The sequence below is a fragment of the Streptomyces sp. NPDC086554 genome (assembly GCF_040686095.1).
Taxonomy (GTDB): Bacteria; Actinomycetota; Actinomycetes; order Streptomycetales; family Streptomycetaceae; genus Streptomyces.
The window spans coordinates 148,700-165,842 of record NZ_JBFBJK010000009.1; the positions used below are offsets into that span (position 1 = coordinate 148,700).

Annotated in this window: 19 protein-coding genes and 2 pseudogenes; 8 read left to right on the top strand and 13 right to left on the bottom strand. The window is 69.9% G+C overall.

The window, feature by feature from the left end:
- Nucleotides 1-161: 161 nt before the first annotated feature.
- From AB0O76_RS16965 to AB0O76_RS16975, 3 genes are all read left to right on the top strand, one after another.
- Nucleotides 162-800 (top strand): hypothetical protein, encoded by a 639-nt coding sequence (locus AB0O76_RS16965; protein ID WP_365491066.1) that lies wholly within the window; start codon nt 162-164, stop codon nt 798-800.
- A gap of 149 nt (nt 801-949) precedes the next feature.
- Nucleotides 950-2,170, top strand: coding sequence for an NAD(P)-binding domain-containing protein (locus AB0O76_RS16970; RefSeq protein WP_365491069.1), 1,221 nt, complete (start codon nt 950-952; stop codon nt 2,168-2,170).
- Nucleotides 2,167-2,937, top strand: coding sequence for a methyltransferase domain-containing protein (locus AB0O76_RS16975; RefSeq protein WP_365491072.1), 771 nt, complete (start codon nt 2,167-2,169; stop codon nt 2,935-2,937). The genes AB0O76_RS16970 and AB0O76_RS16975 overlap by 4 nt, the downstream gene beginning before the upstream one ends.
- A gap of 328 nt (nt 2,938-3,265) precedes the next feature.
- Here AB0O76_RS16975 and AB0O76_RS16980 read toward each other — a convergent pair whose 3' ends face one another.
- Nucleotides 3,266-4,735: an MFS transporter gene (locus AB0O76_RS16980; RefSeq protein WP_365491074.1), complete on the bottom strand. Its 1,470-nt coding sequence runs from the start codon at nt 4,733-4,735 to the stop codon at nt 3,266-3,268.
- A 150-nt stretch (nt 4,736-4,885) separates the two neighbouring features.
- Between AB0O76_RS16980 and AB0O76_RS16985 the strand changes: the two genes are divergently transcribed.
- Entirely contained in the window at nt 4,886-5,452 is a 567-nt protein-coding gene (locus AB0O76_RS16985; protein ID WP_365491077.1) for a TetR/AcrR family transcriptional regulator, read from the top strand.
- Nucleotides 5,453-5,710: 258 nt separating this feature from the next.
- Here the strand turns inward: AB0O76_RS16985 and AB0O76_RS16990 are convergent.
- The 3 genes and pseudogenes from AB0O76_RS16990 to AB0O76_RS17000 form a co-directional block, all read right to left on the bottom strand.
- Nucleotides 5,711-6,170, bottom strand: a pseudogene (locus AB0O76_RS16990) (FAD-dependent oxidoreductase); the annotation flags it as partial.
- Nucleotides 6,171-6,173: 3 nt separating this feature from the next.
- The gene (locus tag AB0O76_RS16995) at nt 6,174-6,593 is read right to left on the bottom strand and encodes an arsenate reductase ArsC (RefSeq protein WP_365491080.1); all 420 of its coding nucleotides are present in this window, start codon (nt 6,591-6,593) and stop codon (nt 6,174-6,176) included.
- A gap of 41 nt (nt 6,594-6,634) precedes the next feature.
- Complete coding sequence (locus AB0O76_RS17000; RefSeq protein ID WP_365491083.1) at nt 6,635-7,249, bottom strand: arsenate reductase ArsC; 615 nt, start codon at nt 7,247-7,249, stop codon at nt 6,635-6,637.
- 76 nt (nt 7,250-7,325) lie between these two features.
- On the opposite strand from AB0O76_RS17000, the gene AB0O76_RS17005 reads away from it, so the two are divergent.
- From AB0O76_RS17005 to AB0O76_RS17015, 3 genes and pseudogenes are all read left to right on the top strand, one after another.
- Nucleotides 7,326-7,634, top strand: a complete 309-nt coding sequence (locus tag AB0O76_RS17005; RefSeq protein ID WP_365491086.1) for a metalloregulator ArsR/SmtB family transcription factor — start codon at nt 7,326-7,328, stop codon at nt 7,632-7,634.
- Entirely contained in the window at nt 7,631-8,731 is a 1,101-nt protein-coding gene (arsB, locus tag AB0O76_RS17010; RefSeq protein WP_365491089.1) for an ACR3 family arsenite efflux transporter, read from the top strand. Before AB0O76_RS17005 ends, arsB begins: the two co-directional genes overlap by 4 nt.
- A pseudogene (locus AB0O76_RS17015) lies at nt 8,728-9,493 on the top strand (NAD(P)-binding domain-containing protein). The gene arsB and the pseudogene AB0O76_RS17015 overlap by 4 nt, the downstream one beginning before the upstream one ends.
- A gap of 38 nt (nt 9,494-9,531) precedes the next feature.
- Here AB0O76_RS17015 and AB0O76_RS17020 read toward each other — a convergent pair.
- From AB0O76_RS17020 to AB0O76_RS17060, 9 genes are all read right to left on the bottom strand, one after another.
- On the bottom strand, nt 9,532-9,897 hold the full coding sequence (locus AB0O76_RS17020) for a helix-turn-helix transcriptional regulator (protein ID WP_365491092.1): 366 nt from the start codon (nt 9,895-9,897) through the stop codon (nt 9,532-9,534).
- Nucleotides 9,898-9,956: 59 nt separating this feature from the next.
- Nucleotides 9,957-10,322 (bottom strand): metalloregulator ArsR/SmtB family transcription factor, encoded by a 366-nt coding sequence (locus AB0O76_RS17025; RefSeq protein ID WP_365491095.1) that lies wholly within the window; start codon nt 10,320-10,322, stop codon nt 9,957-9,959.
- Between the two features lie 35 nt (nt 10,323-10,357).
- Nucleotides 10,358-11,104, bottom strand: coding sequence for a response regulator transcription factor (locus AB0O76_RS17030; protein ID WP_365491098.1), 747 nt, complete (start codon nt 11,102-11,104; stop codon nt 10,358-10,360).
- A 5-nt stretch (nt 11,105-11,109) separates the two neighbouring features.
- The gene (pstB, locus tag AB0O76_RS17035) at nt 11,110-11,940 is read right to left on the bottom strand and encodes a phosphate ABC transporter ATP-binding protein PstB (protein WP_365491101.1); all 831 of its coding nucleotides are present in this window, start codon (nt 11,938-11,940) and stop codon (nt 11,110-11,112) included.
- Between the two features lie 7 nt (nt 11,941-11,947).
- Nucleotides 11,948-12,829, bottom strand: a complete 882-nt coding sequence (gene pstA, locus AB0O76_RS17040) for a phosphate ABC transporter permease PstA (RefSeq protein ID WP_365491104.1) — start codon at nt 12,827-12,829, stop codon at nt 11,948-11,950.
- A 20-nt stretch (nt 12,830-12,849) separates the two neighbouring features.
- Complete coding sequence (gene pstC / locus AB0O76_RS17045; protein WP_365491107.1) at nt 12,850-13,809, bottom strand: phosphate ABC transporter permease subunit PstC; 960 nt, start codon at nt 13,807-13,809, stop codon at nt 12,850-12,852.
- Nucleotides 13,810-13,811: 2 nt separating this feature from the next.
- Nucleotides 13,812-14,771 carry a PstS family phosphate ABC transporter substrate-binding protein gene (locus AB0O76_RS17050; RefSeq protein WP_365491110.1) on the bottom strand — a complete coding sequence of 320 codons (960 nt, stop codon included), beginning with the start codon at nt 14,769-14,771 and terminating at the stop codon, nt 13,812-13,814.
- A 214-nt stretch (nt 14,772-14,985) separates the two neighbouring features.
- Nucleotides 14,986-15,345: a metalloregulator ArsR/SmtB family transcription factor gene (locus AB0O76_RS17055; protein ID WP_365491112.1), complete on the bottom strand. Its 360-nt coding sequence runs from the start codon at nt 15,343-15,345 to the stop codon at nt 14,986-14,988.
- A gap of 4 nt (nt 15,346-15,349) precedes the next feature.
- On the bottom strand, nt 15,350-15,661 hold the full coding sequence (locus AB0O76_RS17060) for a hypothetical protein (protein WP_365491115.1): 312 nt from the start codon (nt 15,659-15,661) through the stop codon (nt 15,350-15,352).
- 24 nt (nt 15,662-15,685) lie between these two features.
- Between AB0O76_RS17060 and AB0O76_RS17065 the strand changes: the two genes are divergently transcribed.
- Nucleotides 15,686-17,143 (top strand): NAD(P)-binding domain-containing protein, encoded by a 1,458-nt coding sequence (locus AB0O76_RS17065; protein ID WP_365491118.1) that lies wholly within the window; start codon nt 15,686-15,688, stop codon nt 17,141-17,143.

Genomic DNA, 17,143 nt, shown 5'->3' on the forward strand with positions numbered 1-17,143 from the left:
CGCCCGTGACCGGCCGAAGGCCATGTCGCGGGCGGCCGCGGCCGGTCAGGGTTGCAAGGACTCCGATCGTGACGGCGACCCGAAGCGCCCTGTCCTGAAGCGGTGTTGTTGCTCCAGAAGGTGGTGACACCCGGCGGCTTACGCCCCATCATGGGTGGGTCATGGCGCCTTCGGTCCTTGTGTTCCGTTCGCACCGTCGCGGCAGTGTGCCGCCCGCGGTGCCGGTGGCGGCCGTCCGGGCGGCATTGTTCTCCGGGGTGGGCTCGGCGCTGGCCGTCATGGTCCATCACCTGGCGTTCGACTCCCACCCCTCCTGGGGCGCGCGCATCCTCGCAGCCCTGATGCTGTTCGCGGTCGCCCTGCCGGGCGCGGGCCAGGAGACGCCGCTGCGGCGGCAGGTGCTCCTCTCGTACGGAACGCAGATGGCTGTCGGCTGGTGGTTCGTGCGAGCCGACGACTCGATCGGCCTCGCCCCGCACGAGGCATGGCCGTCCGCCGTACACGCCGGGGCGCCGGTCATAGTGGCCCACCTGGCACTGACGTTGCTCTGCGCGATCCTGCTGCACGGCCTCGGCGCCTGCCGACGGCGGGTGCTGTATGCCGCGGGCCAGGATCACGGCGCGCTCGGCGAACTCGTACGAAGACTGTTCGCTCCCCTCCCCACGCCCTGCGACATGGGCGTGGCCGGTGGCCTACCGCGTCTCTCACCGCTGCCCGCCCGAGCCTCCCCCGTCGAGTCCTTGCTGGCTGATGAGGTTGTCCGGCGCGGACCCCCTTCCCTGCGGCCGCTCGCTGTCTGAGCAGGGCTCCCGCCGCTGTCCGCGGCCCGAACGGCCTGCCCTTCGCCCCAGCCGCGCGCGCCCTTCCGACGTGCTCACCCATCACAAGTCCATGCCGGTACGCGGCCCGCCCGAGCACGCTTCGGGCCGCCGCGTCAGGGGGGATTCTCGTGTCTCGTACCACCAAATCTGTCGTTGTCATCGGGGCGGGCCCCTACGGCCTGTCCACCGCCGCGCACCTGAAGGAGCGCGGCCTGAACGTCAGGGTCTTCGGCTCGCCGATGGCGAGCTGGGACCGGAACATGCCCAAGGGCATGCTGCTCAAGTCGCCGCCGAGGGCGTCGATGCTGTCGGCGCCCGATCCGGGTTTCACGCTGGAGGGGTACTGCCGGCAGGCGGGTGAGCCCGTCCTGGGCGGGCACGACACCGTGCCGGTGGAGCTGTTCGTGCGTTACGGGCGTTGGTTCGCCGAGCAGTTGGTGCCGGAGGTGGAGGACGTCCGGGTGCTCCAGGTGGCCCGGCAGTCCGACGGGTTCCGGGTCAAGCTGTCGTCCGGGGAAGAGGTGCGGGCGCCCGCCGTGGTCGTGGCCAGCGGGATGGACGGATTCGCGCACGTGCCGGGCGCGCTCGCTCCGCTGGTGGCCGACGGGCTCGTCTCGCACATGGCCCACGGGCTCGTCTCGCACGCCTCCCACCATCCCGACCTGGGGGTGTTCGCGGGACGCGAGGTGGTCGTGGTCGGGGCCGGGCAGTCGGCGCAGGAGAGCGCGGCGCTGCTCCACGAGACCGGTTCGGAAGTGCGACTCCTCGCCCGTACGGCGGAGTTGGCTTTCGGGGCCGGGCCCACGCCGCCGCCGCACTGGCAGCCGGACACACCGCTCGGGCGTTCGTGGGGCCTGTACGGGGTGGTGCATCACGCGGCCGCGTTCCGGTATCTGCCGCGGGAGGTGCGGCTGAAGCTGGTGCGCCGCGTCCTCGGGCCGTTCGGGGCGTGGTGGCTCAAGCCGCGCCTGGACGGCGTCGTGCCCACCCTGTTGGGGCGGCGGATCACCGGGGCCAGGGCCTACGGCGACGGCGTCGAGCTGACGACTCGTGACGTACAGGGGCGCACGCACACCCTGCGCACCGGGCATGTGCTGGCGGCCACCGGGTACCGCGTACGCCTGGACGCCGTCGACTTCCTCGACCCCGCCCTGCGGGCCCTGCTCGCCCGTACCGCCGGCTATCCCCGCCTGGACGCCGGGTTCGGCTCCTCGGTACCCGGGCTCTACTTCACCGGGATCCAGGCGGCGGCGACGTTCGGGCCGTTGATGCGGTTCACCTGCGGGACGGCGTTCGCCGCGCCCCGGCTCGCGGCGGCACTGGCCGCTCGGGAGGGGCAGGGCCGATGAGGGCGGCAAGGAAAGGGACGTCAGCATTGAAGTCGGGGATCAAGCGGCTCCTGGGACGTGCCGGCTTCGACATCGTGCGCAGCACCAACCCCCGGGGTGGGGTGGACGATTTCATCCCGTTCGAGGCGACGATGCGGGCCGCACGGGCGGCCGGTCTGTCGGTCGGTGACTACATCGACGAGGTCATGAACGGGACGCCTGGCGCCACCCAGTCCACCATCGATGAACTACGCGCTCTCGGCGTCTTCGCCGCCGCCCCGGACACGGTCCTCGAGATCGGCCCCGGGTCCGGCCGGTATCTGGAGAAGACGCTGAAGGAGTGTTCGCCGGGCCGCTACGAGATCTACGAGACGGCGGCGCCCTGGGCCGACTACCTGGTGGACACCTTCGGCGTGGTCGCCCGACCGACCGCCGGATGCAGTCTCGCCCCGACACCCGACGGCAGCGTCGACCTCGTTCTGGCCCACAAGGTCTTCAACACGCTGACCTTCCTCGGCGCCTCCCGCTACTTCTTCGAGATGGCACGCGTCACGCGCCCCGGTGGCCGGATCGTCTTCGACGTCATGACAGAGACCTGCCTGGACCCGGCCGCGATGCGCGCCTGGGCGACGCAGGGCGGCGCGGGGCACGACTCCTACCCGGCCGCCATGCCTCGCCGGACCTGTGTGGACCTCTTCGCGACGCTGGGCTGCAGCCTGGAGGCCGGCTTCCTGGCGCCCATGGGCATCGCCACCACGGAGGTGCTTGTCTTCGGAAAGAGGGCTTGACCCTCGGAAGGCTTCCGCCTGCCGAGCGGAAGCCTTTTCACGAATACGGCGTGCAGGTGATCGGAGTCCGCATCGGCCCCACCACCCCCTCCGGGCGGTGGGGCCGTTTGGCGTCCGTGATCGGTCTTGTTGAGTACGCAGCCTGCTCCCTGACGGGGACCGCCAGTTTCCGGGTGAGTCAGGGTTGCTGCTCGTGTAGTACTCCTCGGTGGCCTGCCGCAGCTCCTGCTCGTCCAGCTCTCCGCTGTCGTCGCGGTCCAGCGTCCGAATCCATCAGCTCGAAGGCCCGTTCCAGCTTGCGGTCGAGGATGTCGAGCCCGTGTCGCCGTCAACGGCTGTTCGCGGATGCCTCGTTCGAGGTGGTCACCGCATCTGGCTCGGTGGAACGTTGCGGCGCCGCGGAGCCTTCCGCGGGCTTGGACCTCGCCAGCCACCGGCCGGTGAACACGGCGGTGGCCAAGGTGACGGTGCCGGCCGCGAGGAAGGCGCTGTTGAGGCCGGTCTCGAAGGAGGCGCCGCCGGATTGCCGGGTGCGGACGATGGCTCCGAGTACCGCCACGCCAAGTACCGCGCCGATCTGCCGGGTGGTGCTGCTGATGCCTGATGCGAGGCCGCCTTCCTGCGGGCTGACTGCTTGGATGGCGGCTCCCGTCAGTGGGGACAGGGTCAGCGCGAAGCCGATGCCGACGACTCCAAGGCGCCACCACACGTTCCCGTAACCGGTGTCGGCGTGCACCATGCCGAGCGCCATCAGTCCCAGGCCGGCCAGGGCCAGGCCGGCGGTAACCACGATTCGGAAGCCGTACCGGGCGGCGAGCCGGCCCGCGTACGGGCTGACGATCACCATGGCGAGGGATACCGGCAGGGTTTGCAGGCCGGCGCGCAGGATCGAGCTGCCCTGGACGTACACGAAGAACTGGGAGAAGAAGAACGACGAACCCATGAGCGCGAACCCCACCACGACCATCGCGGTGTTGGACACGGTGAACAGGCGCTGCCGGAACAGCCGCAGCGGCAGCATCGGAGCGGAACGACGCGCTTCGACGGCGACGAAGGCGGCGAGGAGGATCACCGCGGCGGTGAAGCTGCCCAGGATCACCGGCGACGTCCAGCCGCGGGCACCACCCTCGATCAACCCGTAGGTCAGTGCCCCCACCCCCAGAACGGACAGCACCGTCCCCGGGATATCGATCGCGGGGGCGCTCGGATTGCGGGTCTCTTCAAGGCTGCGCAGACCGACCAGCAGAAGGACCACGCCGATGGGCAGATTGACCAGGAAGATGGCGGGCCAGCCGAAGGCATCGGTCAGCACTCCGCCGGCCACGGGGCCCGCTGCCAGACCGATTCCGCTGAATCCGGCCCACAGCCCGATCGCCTTGATTCGTTCTTGCGGCGCGGGATGGGCGGCGACGAGCAGGGCGAGCGAGGCAGGGCTCAGCGCCGCGGCCCCGATGCCCTGCAGCACCCGGCCGGCGACCAGCCAGCCGAGCGAGGGCGCGAGGCTGCACAGCACCGACGCGGCGGTGAACACCGCCACGCCGGTCAGGTACACCCGCTTGCGGCCGAACCGGTCGGCGAAGACACCGCCGGACAGCAGCAGCATGGCGACCAGCAGTACGTACGCGTCGACGATCCACTGCAGACCGGTCAGCTGAGTGTGCAGCCGGTGCTGCATATCGGGCAGCGCCGCTCCAACAATCGTGTTGTCGAGCAGGACCATGAATTGGCCCAGGCAGGTCACCGTGAGCAGCACGGCCCGGTTTGGTCGACTGCCTACGGTCGGATGCGATGCAGCCATGGGATCCCCCTCAATCGGTAGTTGCGCCCGGCCACGGTCGACACGGGTGCCGATACACCTGAGCGCTCTAACGCAGTCAGTGACTGCGTTAGGCGACTGTAAGGAGGGTTGCCTCGCAAACGCAAGTCGTAGCTGCGTTAAGGTGGGGGCATGAACGAGCGACAGCCGGCCCGGCGGCCCGGCGGGCGCAGTGCCCGCGTCGCCGCGGACGTACACCGGGCCGTCACCGACCTGATCAACGAGCGCGGCTACGGCAACTTCACCGTCGGCGAGGTCGCAGCCCGCGCGGGCGTGGCCGACAGCAGCATCTACCGTCGGTGGGGCAACCTGGAGACCCTGCTCACCGACGTGGCGCTCACCCGCCTCAACGCGCAGTCGCCGATGCCCGACACCGGGAGCCTGGTCGGCGACCTGCGCACTTACGCGGCCAACGTGGCCCGCGAGATCACCGGACCCGACGGCCTGTTGTTGGTGCGCCTGGCCGTCGCCCTGTCGAGCAACGGTCAGCAGGGCCTGCAGGCTCGTGACGACCTCCGCGATGAACGCACCCGGCAGCTGCAGTCCATGCTCGATCGCGCCCGCGAACGCGGCGAGCACGCACCCGACGCGTTCGACGTGCTGGACCACATCCTGGCCCCGATGTATATCCGCGTCCTGTTCGGCATGGGCCCGCTCACCCCGGACTACGTCGACGGGCTGGTCGACCGATTGCTGTGACCTCAACCCGGTCCCGTGAAGTCGACGTCCAGGTGCCGGTGATCGCTCGCCTGCAGGGAGAGGCGGCCCTGTACGCGGGGCAGGCCCTGGAGCCGGACTGGGTGTGCGTCTCGTACTGCCTGGAGCCGTCGAGCAGCACAAGGATCTTCCGGAGGAGCACGCCATTTACACCGATACGCAGACCGTCAACCGCCGTGCCAGGTAAGGGAAATGGGGCGGGGCTGGCCCGAGCGTCGCGAGATACCGCTCAGCCTCGTGGATCTCGTGGATCTCGCTGTCGAACGCGAAGGAGATCTTGTCGTCGGCGAACGCGAGGTTCTGCATGACTTGCGCGGCGCGCAGGCTGGAGCGGCGGTGCACGACCGTCACGGACTTGGCGAAGCGGCTGAGGAAGGTGGACTCCTCCATGGCGGTGTCGCCGCCGCCGACCACCACGATGTCGCGGTCACGGAAAAAGAAGCCGTCGCAGGTCGCACACCAGGAAACCCCGCGGCCCGAAAGCTCGTCCTCGCGCGGCAGGCCGAGCTTGCGGTAGCCGGACCCGGTCGAGATGGTCACGGTCTTGGCGCGGTGGACGGTGCCCGCGCTGTCGGTGAGGACCGGACCGTCGCCCCCCTCGGGAAAGCGGGGGGAAGTTCTCGACCTCGGTGGTCGTCGTCAGCGAGCCGCCCACGAAGATCGAACTGCCGAAGAGCAGGGGCTTCAGGTCGGCGCGGGCCGCTCATACCTCCTGCTGGGCGTCGATCTCGGCGATAAGCGCCTCGACGCGGGTCTTGATCTCGTCGCGGATGGGGCGGACGGCGTCGACTCCCTGGCCGGCCGGGTCTTCCAGCGCCCAGTCGAGGTACTTCTTGCCGGGGAAGATCGGGCAGGCATCCCCGCAGCCCATGGTGATGACGTAGTCGGACGCCTGGACGGCCTCGGTGGTCAGGATCTTCGGCTTCTGGTCGGCGATGTCGACGCCGACCTCCTTCATGGCCTCGACGGCGGCCGGGTTGACCTGGTCGCCGGGGATCGAGCCGGCGGAGCGGACCTCGATCCTGTCGCCCGCGAGGTGGGTCAGGAATCCGGCGGCCATCTGCGAGCGCCCGGCGTTGTGGACGCAGACGAAGAGCACGGAGGCGAGGGGAGCGGTGGTCATGAGGTCTTCCTTCACAGGTAATGAGCGGTAGCGATGAGCGGTCAACAGGGGGTGTGGGGCGGAGTGTTCAGGTGCCCGGCAGCGTGCCGAGCAGGTCGGTGATGTGCGTGTCGATCTCGTCGCGGATGGCGCGGATGACGGCGATGGCGCGGATGACGGCGATGGGCGCGCCGTCGGGGTCCGTGACCGGCCAGTCCAGGTAGGTAGCGGCGGCCCGCGACGACGGGGTAGGCGTCGCCGCAGCCCACCGTAATGACGATGTCGGCGGCCTTGACGACCTCGTCGGTCAGCGGTTTGGGGTAGGCATCGGCGAGATCCACGTCCACCTCGACCAGGGCCTGGGCGATGCCCCTCTCCACCGCACCGGCCGGGGCCGTACCGGCGGAGGACACCGTCACCCGGTCGCCCGCGCGGTGGGCCAGCAGTGCGGCGGCCATCTGCGAACGCCCGGCGTTGTGGCTGCAGACGAACAGCACCCGCGGCGGCCCGCCGCCCGGCGTGCGCTCGACGTGGGCGAGGGCGTCCAGACGTTCACCGGCGAGCCGCTCGGACAGCACGGTCTCCACCGAGAAACGACCCGCATGCCGGGTGGCCAGGCGGGCAACCCCGGCGAAAAGGCGCTCGTCGGGAAAGAGCGGGAGCGGCGATGCGGTCATGAGGGAACCCTTTCGGCGGGCCCTGTGATTCAGCCCGGACTGGTATCAGCTCCGAATGATGTGAAAGTATCAGCCCATGATGACGTCAGTCGACACTGAGCTGATCCGGGTCCTCGCCGACCCGCTCAGGCTGCAGATCGTGACCCTGCTCGCCCGCGAGACGCTGTGCACGACCCACCTGGTGGAGGAGACCGGTGCCCGCCAGACCAACCTCTCCAACCACCTGAGAGTGCTGCGCGAGGCCGGGGTCGTGGAGACCGAGCCGTGCGGCCGCTTCACCTACTACAAGCTGCGCCCGGACGTCATCGCCTCGCTCGCAGGCCAGTTCACCGAGCTGGCCGAGAGCGCCCGCACCGCCGCCGACAACAAGAGGGCCTGCCCGTGACCCGCACCGAAGCAGCCGCGACCACCGCGACGACCGAGGAATCCTCGGTCGTCGCGAAGCTCTCCACTCTCGACCGCTACCTCGCGGTGTGGATCCTCATCGCCATGGGCGTCGGCCTGGGTCTTGGCCGCCTCATCCCCGGCCTGAACGACACCCTCGCCAAGGTCGAGATCGGCGGCATCTCCCTGCCGATCGCCGTCGGGCTGCTGATCATGATGTACCCGGTGCTTGCCAAGGTCCGCTACGACAAGCTCGACGCGGTCACCGGTGACCGCAAGCTGATGGCATCGTCCCTGGTCATCAACTGGATCGTCGGCCCGGCCGTGATGTTCGCGCTGGCATGGATCTTCCTGCCGGACCTGCCCGAGTACCGCACCGGCCTGATCATCGTCGGCCTGGCCCGCTGCATCGCCATGGTCATCATCTGGAACGACCTGGCCTGCGGCGACCGCGAGGCCGCCGCCGTTCTCGTCGCGCTGAACTCGGTCTTCCAGGTCATCGCCTTCGGCCTGCTGGGCTGGTTCTACCTCGACCTGCTGCCCGGCTGGCTCGGCCTCGGCGACGGCGAGCAGCTCGACATCTCCATGTGGAAGATCGCCCTGAACGTGGTCATCTTCCTGGGAGTGCCCCTGGCGGCCGGTTTCCTCACCCGCCGGATCGGCGAGAAGAAGCTGGGCCGCGAGACGTACGAGTCCAACTTCCTTCCCCGGATCGGCCCTTGGGCGCTCTACGGGTTGCTCTTCACGATCGTCGTCCTCTTCGCCCTCCAGGGAAAGACGATCACTTCGCAGCCGCTGGACGTGGCCCGGATCGCGCTGCCGCTGCTGGTCTACTTCGCGATCATGTTCTTCGGTACGTTCCTGCTCGGCAAGGCCATCGGCCTCGCCTACGACCGCACCGCGACCCTCGCGTTCACGGCGGCGGGCAACAACTTCGAGCTGGCCATCGCGGTCGCCATCGCGACCTTCGGCGTCACGTCCGGCCAGGCGCTCTCCGGCGTCGTCGGCCCGCTGATCGAGGTGCCTGTGCTGATCGCGCTCGTGTACGTCGCGCTCGCCTGGCGCAAGAAGTTCGCGGCCACGAGCCTGAGTTCATGACGTCACGCGTGGACGTGGTGGTGATCGGCGGCGGCCAGGCAGGGCTCGCCGCCGGTTACCACTTGCGCTGCCGGGCCGCCCCATGCCCGTACAGATCGGGGAGACGTATCCGGACGCCGCGCACGTCGTCACGTACCTGAGCGAGTACGAGCACCGCTACGAACTGCCCCTCATGCGGCCCGTATCGGTGCGCGGGGTGCACCGGGACGGCGCCTCCCTGCGCGTGGAGAGCGACGCCGGTGTGTGGCGGGCCCGCGTGGTGATCAGCGCGACCGGCACCTGGTGGCGCCCCTTCCTTCCCGCCGCGCCCGGCCGGTCCGAGTTCGCCGGACAACAGCTCCACACCGTCGAGTACCGCAGCCCGGCCGAGTTCGCAGGCCAGCGCGTCGTGGTCGTCGTCGGCGGCAACTCCGGCGCCCAGATCGCCGCCGATCTCGCGTACGACACCGAACTGCTTCTCCGATGTTCGCCCGGCTCACCTCGGACGGCGTGGAGTGGGCCGACGGGACGCGTGCCGAAGCGGACGCGGTCATCTGGTGCACCGGCTTCAGGCCCACGCTCTCCCACCTGGCCCCGCTCCAACTCCGGGGCTCACGCGGACACATCACCACGGTCGGGACCAGGGCGGCGGACGAGCCGCGCCTGCGCCTGCTGGGCTACGGCGACTGGACCGGACCCGCCTCCGCCACCCTGATCGGCGTCGGCCGCCCGGCCCGCGATGCCGCCCGGGAGATCGCGGGCCTTCTCGGGCCGCGTTCCTGACCTCCACCGCACGGGGCGGGCGACGGTGAGCGGAAGGATCAGGGCACGAGCGCGGGAGAAGGTGCGCTGCCGAGCAGAGCCGCAGCGCGCGCCCGGCCATCGCTCGTGAGGCGGTAATACGCCCAGCCGTCGCGCCCGTGGCGGGCGACAAGCCCGGCTCCAAGGAGTTGCTCCAGGTGGGCGTCGAGCAGTTCGGGGCCCAACCGCGGCAGGGCCTCTGCCAGGCGGCATGCGCACACCTCGCCCGCGCCCGCGAGGGCGAGCAGGCTGAACACACGTAGTCGTTCGGGGTCGGCGAGGGCAGTCAGGACCGCGGCCGTGCGTATCGCGGTCGCCCGGTCCAGGGCGATGCCCCGTGTGGGCGTGCACACCACGGCGCGTCCCTGTGCCCGTGACGTCGGCATGCCCCCAGAATCCCAGCCTGATAGAAGCCTGTCCATGAAATCGGGGGAGCGAGGGGAGGTCAGGCGAGAAGGCTCTCCACCGTGCGCAGGCGCTCGGGAACGATCGTGTACCAGGCCCATGTGCCGCGCTTCTCCCGTGTGAGGAGCCCCGCGTCGACCAGGATCTTCAGGTGGTGGCTGACCGTGGGCTGGGTGAACTCCAGGGTGTCGGCGAGGTCGCACACGCAGGCTTCGCCCGCCGGGTCGGAGGCGATCAGGCTCAGGAGCTGCAGCCGGGTGGGGTCGGCGACCGCCTTGAGGGAGCGGGCGAGCTCTTCGGCCTCCGCACGGCCGAGGGGGCGGCCGATGAGGGAGCCCTCGCAGGTCTCGTCCGGAGCCGTGACAGCGCTCACCGTTGCATCAGCGCCCACCGTTGCATCGTCCACCGGGTCAGTTTACGAAGTGACGAACGTGCGGTCGATCACGGACAGGTGAGGCGGTACCCGAGGCCGCGTACGGCGTCGATGGTGCAGCAGCTGGCGGGCGGCTGTGCCAGGCGTTTGCGCAGGCGGCCGATGTGGACGCTGAGGGTGTTGCTTTCGGGGACGTAGCTGCTGCCCCAGACCTGGTCGAGCAGGGACTCGCGGCTGAGCACCTGGTTGGGCTTGGCCATCAGGCAGGCGAGGAGCTGGAATTCGCGCAGTGGAAGTATCGTCGCGGCGCCACCGCGGCGGAACTGGTAGCCGACCGGGTCGAGTTCGAGGTCGCCCACCCGCAAGGGCCCGGACGTGACGAGGAGCGGCTGCGGGCCGGTCGGTGCGGTGCCTGTCGTGGCCAGGCGCAGCAGGTCGAGGGGGCTGTAGGGCCGGGGCAGGCACGCGGCGGCTCCCGCGGCGAGGCCCAGCGAGATCAGCTCGCCCTGGTCGGGCCCTGCGGCCAGGACCACGGTCAGGGCCAGCCGGCGTCGCAACAGGCGGACAGTGGAGGGCAGTTCAGCGCCCGGGAGCCCGATGTCCAGAAGGACCGTGTCCGGGAGTGTGGCAGCGGCTTCCACGAGGAGCTCCGGCAGGGTCTGGCAGACGGTGATCTCCAGTGCCTGGTCGGCCAGTTCGTGCTGGACGCGGGAGAGCAGCTGCCGGTCCCGGTCGGCGACGAGGAGCGTCGGCAGAAGCCGTCGCGCCTCCTCCCGCTGACCCCGCTCTGCTTCGGTGCCCGCTTCGGCTGCCATGACGGTCATCCGAACCGGCCGGAGATGTAGTCCTCGGTCCGCTGGTCGCTCGGCCCTTCGAAGATCTTCTCGGTGTCGTCGACCTCGACGAGCCGCCCGTGCCGCTCTCCCTTGTCGTCGACGTCGGCGGTGAAGAAGGCGGTGCGGTGCGAGACGCGGGCCGCCTGCTGCATGTTGTGCGTGACGATGACGATCGTGAACTGCGTGGTCAGCGTCTCCATCAGATCCTCGATCTTGGCGGTGGCGATGGGGTCGAGCGCCGAGCAGGGCTCGTCCATCAGGATCACCTCGGGGCGTACGGCGATGGTGCGGGCGATGCAGAGCCGCTGCTGCTGCCCGCCGGAGAGGGCGAGCGCGCTGCCGCCCAGTTTGTCCTTGACCTCCTCCCACAGCGCCGCGTCCTTGAGGGCCTTCTCGACGATGCCGTCCAGGGTGGGGCGGCCGCGTTCGCCGTTCACGCGCGGGCCGTAGGCGACGTTGTCGTACACGGACTTGGGGAAGGGGTTCGGCTTCTGGAAGACCATACCGATACGGCGGCGCACCTCGATGGGGTCGACGTGCTCGGCGTACAAGTCCTCGCCGTGGTAGGCGACTTTGCCCCGCACCCGGGCGCCGGGAATGAGGTCGTTCATGCGGTTGAGGCAGCGGATCACCGTGGACTTGCCGCAGCCGGACGGGCCGATGAGGGCGGTGATCTGGCGCGGCCGGACGGCGAGGTTCACCTCGCGTACGGCTTCGTAGTCGCCGTAGAAGACGGACAGGTCCTTGATGTCGAAGACGGAGCCGCTCGGCGCGAAGTCGACGGGGGCCGTGTCGGTCAGGGCCGTTCCGGACATGGCGGGGTCACCAGCGCTTTCCGTACTTGTTGCGGATGAAGATGGCGAGGGAGTTCATCGCGAGCAGCAGGAACAGGAGGGCGACGATGGCCGCGGCGGCGAGCGCCGCGAACTCCTCGCGGGACTGGCTGGTCCAGTTGAAGATCTGGATGGGCAGGACGGTGAACGCGGAGTTGATGCCGTCCGGGTTGAACGCGACGTACGTGAGCCCACCGAGCAGCAGCAGCGGCGCGGCCTCGCCCATTGCGCGCGAGAGGGCGAGGATCGAGCCGGTGGCGATGCCGGGCAGTGCGGCGGGCAGGACCTGGCGCCACACGGTCTGCCACTTGGTGGCGCCGAGGGCGAGCGAGCCGAGCCGGATGGAGTTCGGCACGGCCCTGATCGCCTCCCGCGAGGCGATGATCACGATGGGCAGGACGAGCAGCGCGAGGGTCAGGGACGCGGTGAGGATCGTGGTGCCAAGTCCCATGCCGCGGGCGATCAGGCCGAGCCCGAGGATGCCGTAGACGACGGAGGGCACCGCGGCGAGGTTCTGGATGTTCAGTTCCAGCCAGCGGTTGTACCAGCGCGTGGGGTCGGCGTACTCCTCCAGGTGGATGGCCGCGGCGACTCCAACGGGCAGGCACAGCAGGCCGGTCAGGCCCACCACCCACACCGAGCCCCAGATCGCGGATTGCGCACCGGCCCGCTCGGGGTGGCGGATGGAGGGGAAGTTGTTCCACAGCCGGCTGTCGAGGCGGCTCACACCTTCGTAGAGGACGTATCCGATCAGGATCGCGAGGAAGAGCAGAGCGATGGCGAGGGAGGCGAGCAGGGCGAGGCGGAAGAGGGTGTCGGCGGGGCGGGGGCGCCTGCGGCCGAGCGGGGTCGGCGGCACCGGTTTGGTCATGACGGGCGGTGTAGGGGCGCTCATTCGTACACCTCCCGGAAGCGGCGGACCAGGCGGATGGACACGGCGTTCATGGCGAACGTCAGCGTGAACAGGAGCAGTCCGACGGCGAAGAGGGTGTGATAGTCCACGGTCCCCACGGGCACGTCGCCGCTCGCGGCCTGGGCGATGAAGCCCGTCATGGTCTGCATCGCCTCCAGCGGATTCCAGCTGAGGTTGGGCCGGTTGCCCGAGGCGATGGCGACGATCATCGTCTCGCCGACCGCGCGGGAGACGCCGAGGACGAAGGCGGCGACGATCCCGGAGAGCGCGGCGGGCACCACGACGGTCGTCGCCACCACGCGTTTGCTCGCCCCCATCGCGTACGCCCCGTCCCGGAGCGAGTGCGGCACGGCGGAGAGCGCGTCCTCGGACAGGGACGCGATCGTCGGGATGATCATCATGCCCATCACAAGCCCTGCGGAAAGGGCATTGAAGATGTCGGGGCCCTCACCCCACGGCCAGATGCTCTGCAGCCTCGGCGTGAGGAACTTCAGCGCGAAGAAGCCGAAGACGACGGTCGGGATGCCCGCGAGCAGTTCGAGTGCGGGCTTGAGGACCTTGCGGGTGCGCGGCGTCGCGTACTCGGAAAGGTAGATCGCGCTGGCAAGACCCAGCGGCAGCGCGACGAGCAGGGCGATCACGGTGATCAGCAGCGTCGCGGCGACCAGCGGAAGCACGCCGTAGTGGGGCGGCTCGAAGAGCGGGGTCCACTCGGTGCCGGTGAAGAACTCCTTGACGGAGACCTCACCAAAGAAGCGGGCGCTTGGCTCGATCAGCGAGACGACGATGCCGATGGTGGTGGCGATGGAGACCAGGGCGGCCGCCACCAGGCCGATCCGGATGACGCGCTCGCCGTGGCGGGGGCGGGAGCGTCCCAGGCGCGGGCCCCCACCGGCACCCGGGACGCTCTCTCCCTTCGGGCTCTTCCGGGCGGGCACGGTTACTCCTTGCCGCTCTTGAACTTGTCGAAGGTGGCCTTGAGTTCCTTCTCCTGCGCGCTGTTGAGCGGGATGAACTTGGCGTCCTTGGCGACGTCGGCGTTGTTCTCCACGTAGTACTCGACGAACGCCTCGACCTCGTCCCGGTCCAGGGCCTTCTGCGAGGGGTAGATGAACAGCGGCCTGGAGAGCGGCTTGTACGTGCCGTCCTGCGCGGCCTTGACGCTGGGTGCGACACAGCCGTCACCGCCGTCGATCTTCAGAGCCTTGACCTTGTCGGTGTTCTCCTCGAAGTAGGAGTAACCGAAGTAGCCCAGACCGCCCTTGGAGCCGGCGACGCCCTGCACGGTGACGTTGTCGTCCTCGCTCGGGCTGTAGTCGGTGCGGGACTTGCCCTCTTCGCCGTTGATCTTCTCGGTGAAGTAGTCGAAGGTGCCGGAGTCGGTGCCCGCGCCGAACAACTTGAGGGGCTCGTCGGGGAACCGGGGATCGATCTGCTTCCAGTTGCTGACCTTTGATCCGGGCTCCCACATCTTCTTGAGCTGGTCGACGGTCAGACACCCGGCCCAGTCATTGGACTTGGGCACGACCACGGTCAGCGCGTCATTGGCGACCATGAATTCGTCGTACGTGACCTTGCCGTCCGCGCAGGCCTTCTTCTCCTCGTCCTTGATGGGCCGCGAGGCGTCGGAGATGTCGGTCTCGCCCTTGCAGAACTTCTCGAATCCGCCGCCGGTGCCCGAAGTGCCCACCGTGACACGGACCTTGGGCTGTTCCTCACCGAACAGCTCCGCCGCTGCCGTGGACAGCGGCGCGACCGTGGAGGATCCGTCGACCTTCACGGTGCCCGACAGCTGATCGCCGCTGCCGCTGCCGCCGTCGCCCCCGCCACAGCCGCTGAGCGTCACCGCCGCCAGACCGATGGCCGAAAGACCCGCCAGCCCCTTGCGCACACCATCCACGACGCACCTCCATCTGTCGGCCCGCCAAGTGCGGGCTGCCAGGCGGCCGTTGGCCGCAACCAACGACATAGATAGAAGTACGTCTATGTTAACGGGGAGCGAAGGGAGGGTGACTCGCACCTGAACATAGACAGAGGTCTATGAATGGGGTTCGCGTCACGACGGGGGCCGCCTCGGTGGCGGCGGACCGGTCACTGGCCAACGGGCCGGTACGTCAGGCGGCAACGCGCCCCAGCATCCGCCCCATCGCGGCGAGGACTGCCGGTTCGACGCGGTAGTACACCCAGGTCCCGCGCCGCTCGGAGGCGAGCAGCCCCGCCTCTTTCAGCTTCTTCAGGTGGTGGGACACCGTGGGCTGGGACACCCCGACGTCGGAGATGTCGCACACGCACGCCTCGCCGCCCTCGTGCGAGGCGACCAGCGAGAACAGCCGCAGCCGGACCGGGTCGCCGAGCGCCTTGAACATCGCGGCCGTCCGCACCGCCTCCTCGGCGGTCAGTGGGCGCTCGGTCAGGGGTGGGCAGCAGGGCTCGATGTCCGGCTCCAGCAGCGGCAGGACCTTGGCATTCGACATACGTCTATGTTGACACACGTCGAATCAAAGGGTGAGGGCCCAGGCCGTGAACATCGGCCGCCGCTCCAGATGGCCGCCCTCCAGTGAAGTCCCGCGCGCTGGACAGTACGCGCCGCAGCGGGTCGGCGAAGGCGCCGGTGGCCGCGACGATCCCGGCCGCTCCGACGGTGCGGCCGTCCGCGGTGCGGGTAGCGGTCACCGTCCCCGCCGAACTCCAGGCGCCCGGCAGGGCGCTGAGCCGCGCGGGCGAGAACGGCGAGGCGGCGGCAAGGCCGGACTGTCCGCCGCCGATGACTGCGACATCGAAATGCTCCATGATCCGAATCCACTGCTTCGATGGATGTCTATGTTGACGCATATCGAAGCAGGTGTAATGCTGGCGGCACAAGCCATCGACGGATGTCGAAACAACGTGGGAGTCACCGTGACTGAGCCGATCAACGACGCGCCCGCCACCGCCCTGCCCACCGTGGTGATCGGGGCAGGACCCATCGGCCTGGCCGCCGCGGCGCACCTCGTCGGGCGGGGTATCGAGCCGCTGGTCCTGGAGGCGGGACGGGAGGCCGGAAGCGCCGTGCGCGAGTGGTCGCACGTGCGCCTGTTCTCCACCTGGGCCGAGGTCGTCGACCCCGCCGCCGAGAAGCTCCTGGCCCCCACCGGCTGGGTGCGGCCGGACGGCGCCGCCTATCCCACCGGCGGCGACTGGGCCGAGCAGTACCTGCAGCCACTGGCCGACGTGCTGGGCGAGAGGGTCCGCTTCGGCGCGACGGTCACCGGCGTGTCCCGCCGGGGCCGCGACCGGGTCGTCGACGCCGACCGCGAGCGGCAGCCCTTCACCGTGCACGTCCAGAACGCCGACGGCAGCGAGGAGCGGATCGTCGCCCGCGCGGTCGTCGACGCCTCCGGCACCTGGTCGACGCCGGGCCCGATCGGCGGTGACGGCCTGCCCGCCCTCGGCGAGCGCGCCGCGGCCGCGCGCATCTCCTACCGCGTGCCCGACCTCAAGGACCCGGCCGTACGCGCCCGTTACGCGGGCAGGCGCACCGCGGTCATCGGCTCCGGCGCCTCCGCGTTCACCACGCTCGCCCATCTGGCCGACCTCGCCAAGGCAGCCCCGGGCACCCATGCGGTCTGGGTCCTGCGGCGCGGCATCAGCGGCTCGACCTTCGGCGGCGGCGAGGCGGACCAGTTGCCCGCCCGCGGCGCGCTGGGGCTTGCGGCCAAGGCCGCGGTGGACGACGGGTACGCCGATGCCGTCACGGGCTTTCGCACCGACGCCGTCGAGCGGGAGGATGAGCGGCTGGTGCTCGTGGCCGAGGACGGGCGCCGCCTCGACCCGGTCGACGAGGTCATCGTCCTGACCGGCTTCCGCCCCGACCTGTCCTTCCTGAACGAGCTGCGCCTGGGCCTGGACGCGCGCCTGCAGGCCCCGGTCGAGCTGGCCCCGCTGATCGACCCCAACGTCCACTCCTGCGGCACCGTCTACCCGCACGGCGTGGGCGAGCTCTCGCACCCGGAACAGGACGTCTACCTGGTCGGCATGAAGTCCTACGGCCGGGCCCCCACCTTCCTCGCCATGACCGGCTACGAGCAGGTCCGCTCCATCGCCGCCTCCCTCGCCGGAGACCAAGAGGCCGCCGAGCGCGTCGAGTTGACCCTGCCGGAGACCGGAGTCTGCGGCGGCGCCGGACTCTTCGACGAAACGGAGAGCCAGGAGGAGTCCGGCGGGGGCTGCTGTGCCACCCCGGCCGTGGTGCAGCTCGGCGTCGGTGCGCCGGTCACCTCCGGCGGTTGCTGA

Coding starts and splice junctions, on each gene's coding strand:
- AB0O76_RS16985 (WP_365491077.1), top strand. CDS start 4,886: ATGAACGAGCGACAGCCGGCCCGGCGGCCCGGCGGGCGCAGTGCCCGC.
- AB0O76_RS17005 (WP_365491086.1), top strand. CDS start 7,326: ATGATGACGTCAGTCGACACTGAGCTGATCCGGGTCCTCGCCGACCCG.
- pstB (WP_365491101.1), bottom strand. CDS start 11,940: ATGTCCGGAACGGCCCTGACCGACACGGCCCCCGTCGACTTCGCGCCG.
- AB0O76_RS17030 (WP_365491098.1), bottom strand. CDS start 11,104: ATGGCAGCCGAAGCGGGCACCGAAGCAGAGCGGGGTCAGCGGGAGGAG.
- AB0O76_RS16975 (WP_365491072.1), top strand. CDS start 2,167: ATGAGGGCGGCAAGGAAAGGGACGTCAGCATTGAAGTCGGGGATCAAG.
- pstA (WP_365491104.1), bottom strand. CDS start 12,829: ATGACCAAACCGGTGCCGCCGACCCCGCTCGGCCGCAGGCGCCCCCGC.
- AB0O76_RS16965 (WP_365491066.1), top strand. CDS start 162: ATGGCGCCTTCGGTCCTTGTGTTCCGTTCGCACCGTCGCGGCAGTGTG.
- AB0O76_RS17020 (WP_365491092.1), bottom strand. CDS start 9,897: ATGCCGACGTCACGGGCACAGGGACGCGCCGTGGTGTGCACGCCCACA.
- AB0O76_RS16980 (WP_365491074.1), bottom strand. CDS start 4,735: ATGGCTGCATCGCATCCGACCGTAGGCAGTCGACCAAACCGGGCCGTG.
- AB0O76_RS17055 (WP_365491112.1), bottom strand. CDS start 15,345: ATGTCGAATGCCAAGGTCCTGCCGCTGCTGGAGCCGGACATCGAGCCC.
- AB0O76_RS17060 (WP_365491115.1), bottom strand. CDS start 15,661: ATGGAGCATTTCGATGTCGCAGTCATCGGCGGCGGACAGTCCGGCCTT.
- AB0O76_RS16995 (WP_365491080.1), bottom strand. CDS start 6,593: ATGACCACCGCTCCCCTCGCCTCCGTGCTCTTCGTCTGCGTCCACAAC.
- AB0O76_RS17065 (WP_365491118.1), top strand. CDS start 15,686: ATGTCTATGTTGACGCATATCGAAGCAGGTGTAATGCTGGCGGCACAA.
- AB0O76_RS17000 (WP_365491083.1), bottom strand. CDS start 7,249: ATGACCGCATCGCCGCTCCCGCTCTTTCCCGACGAGCGCCTTTTCGCC.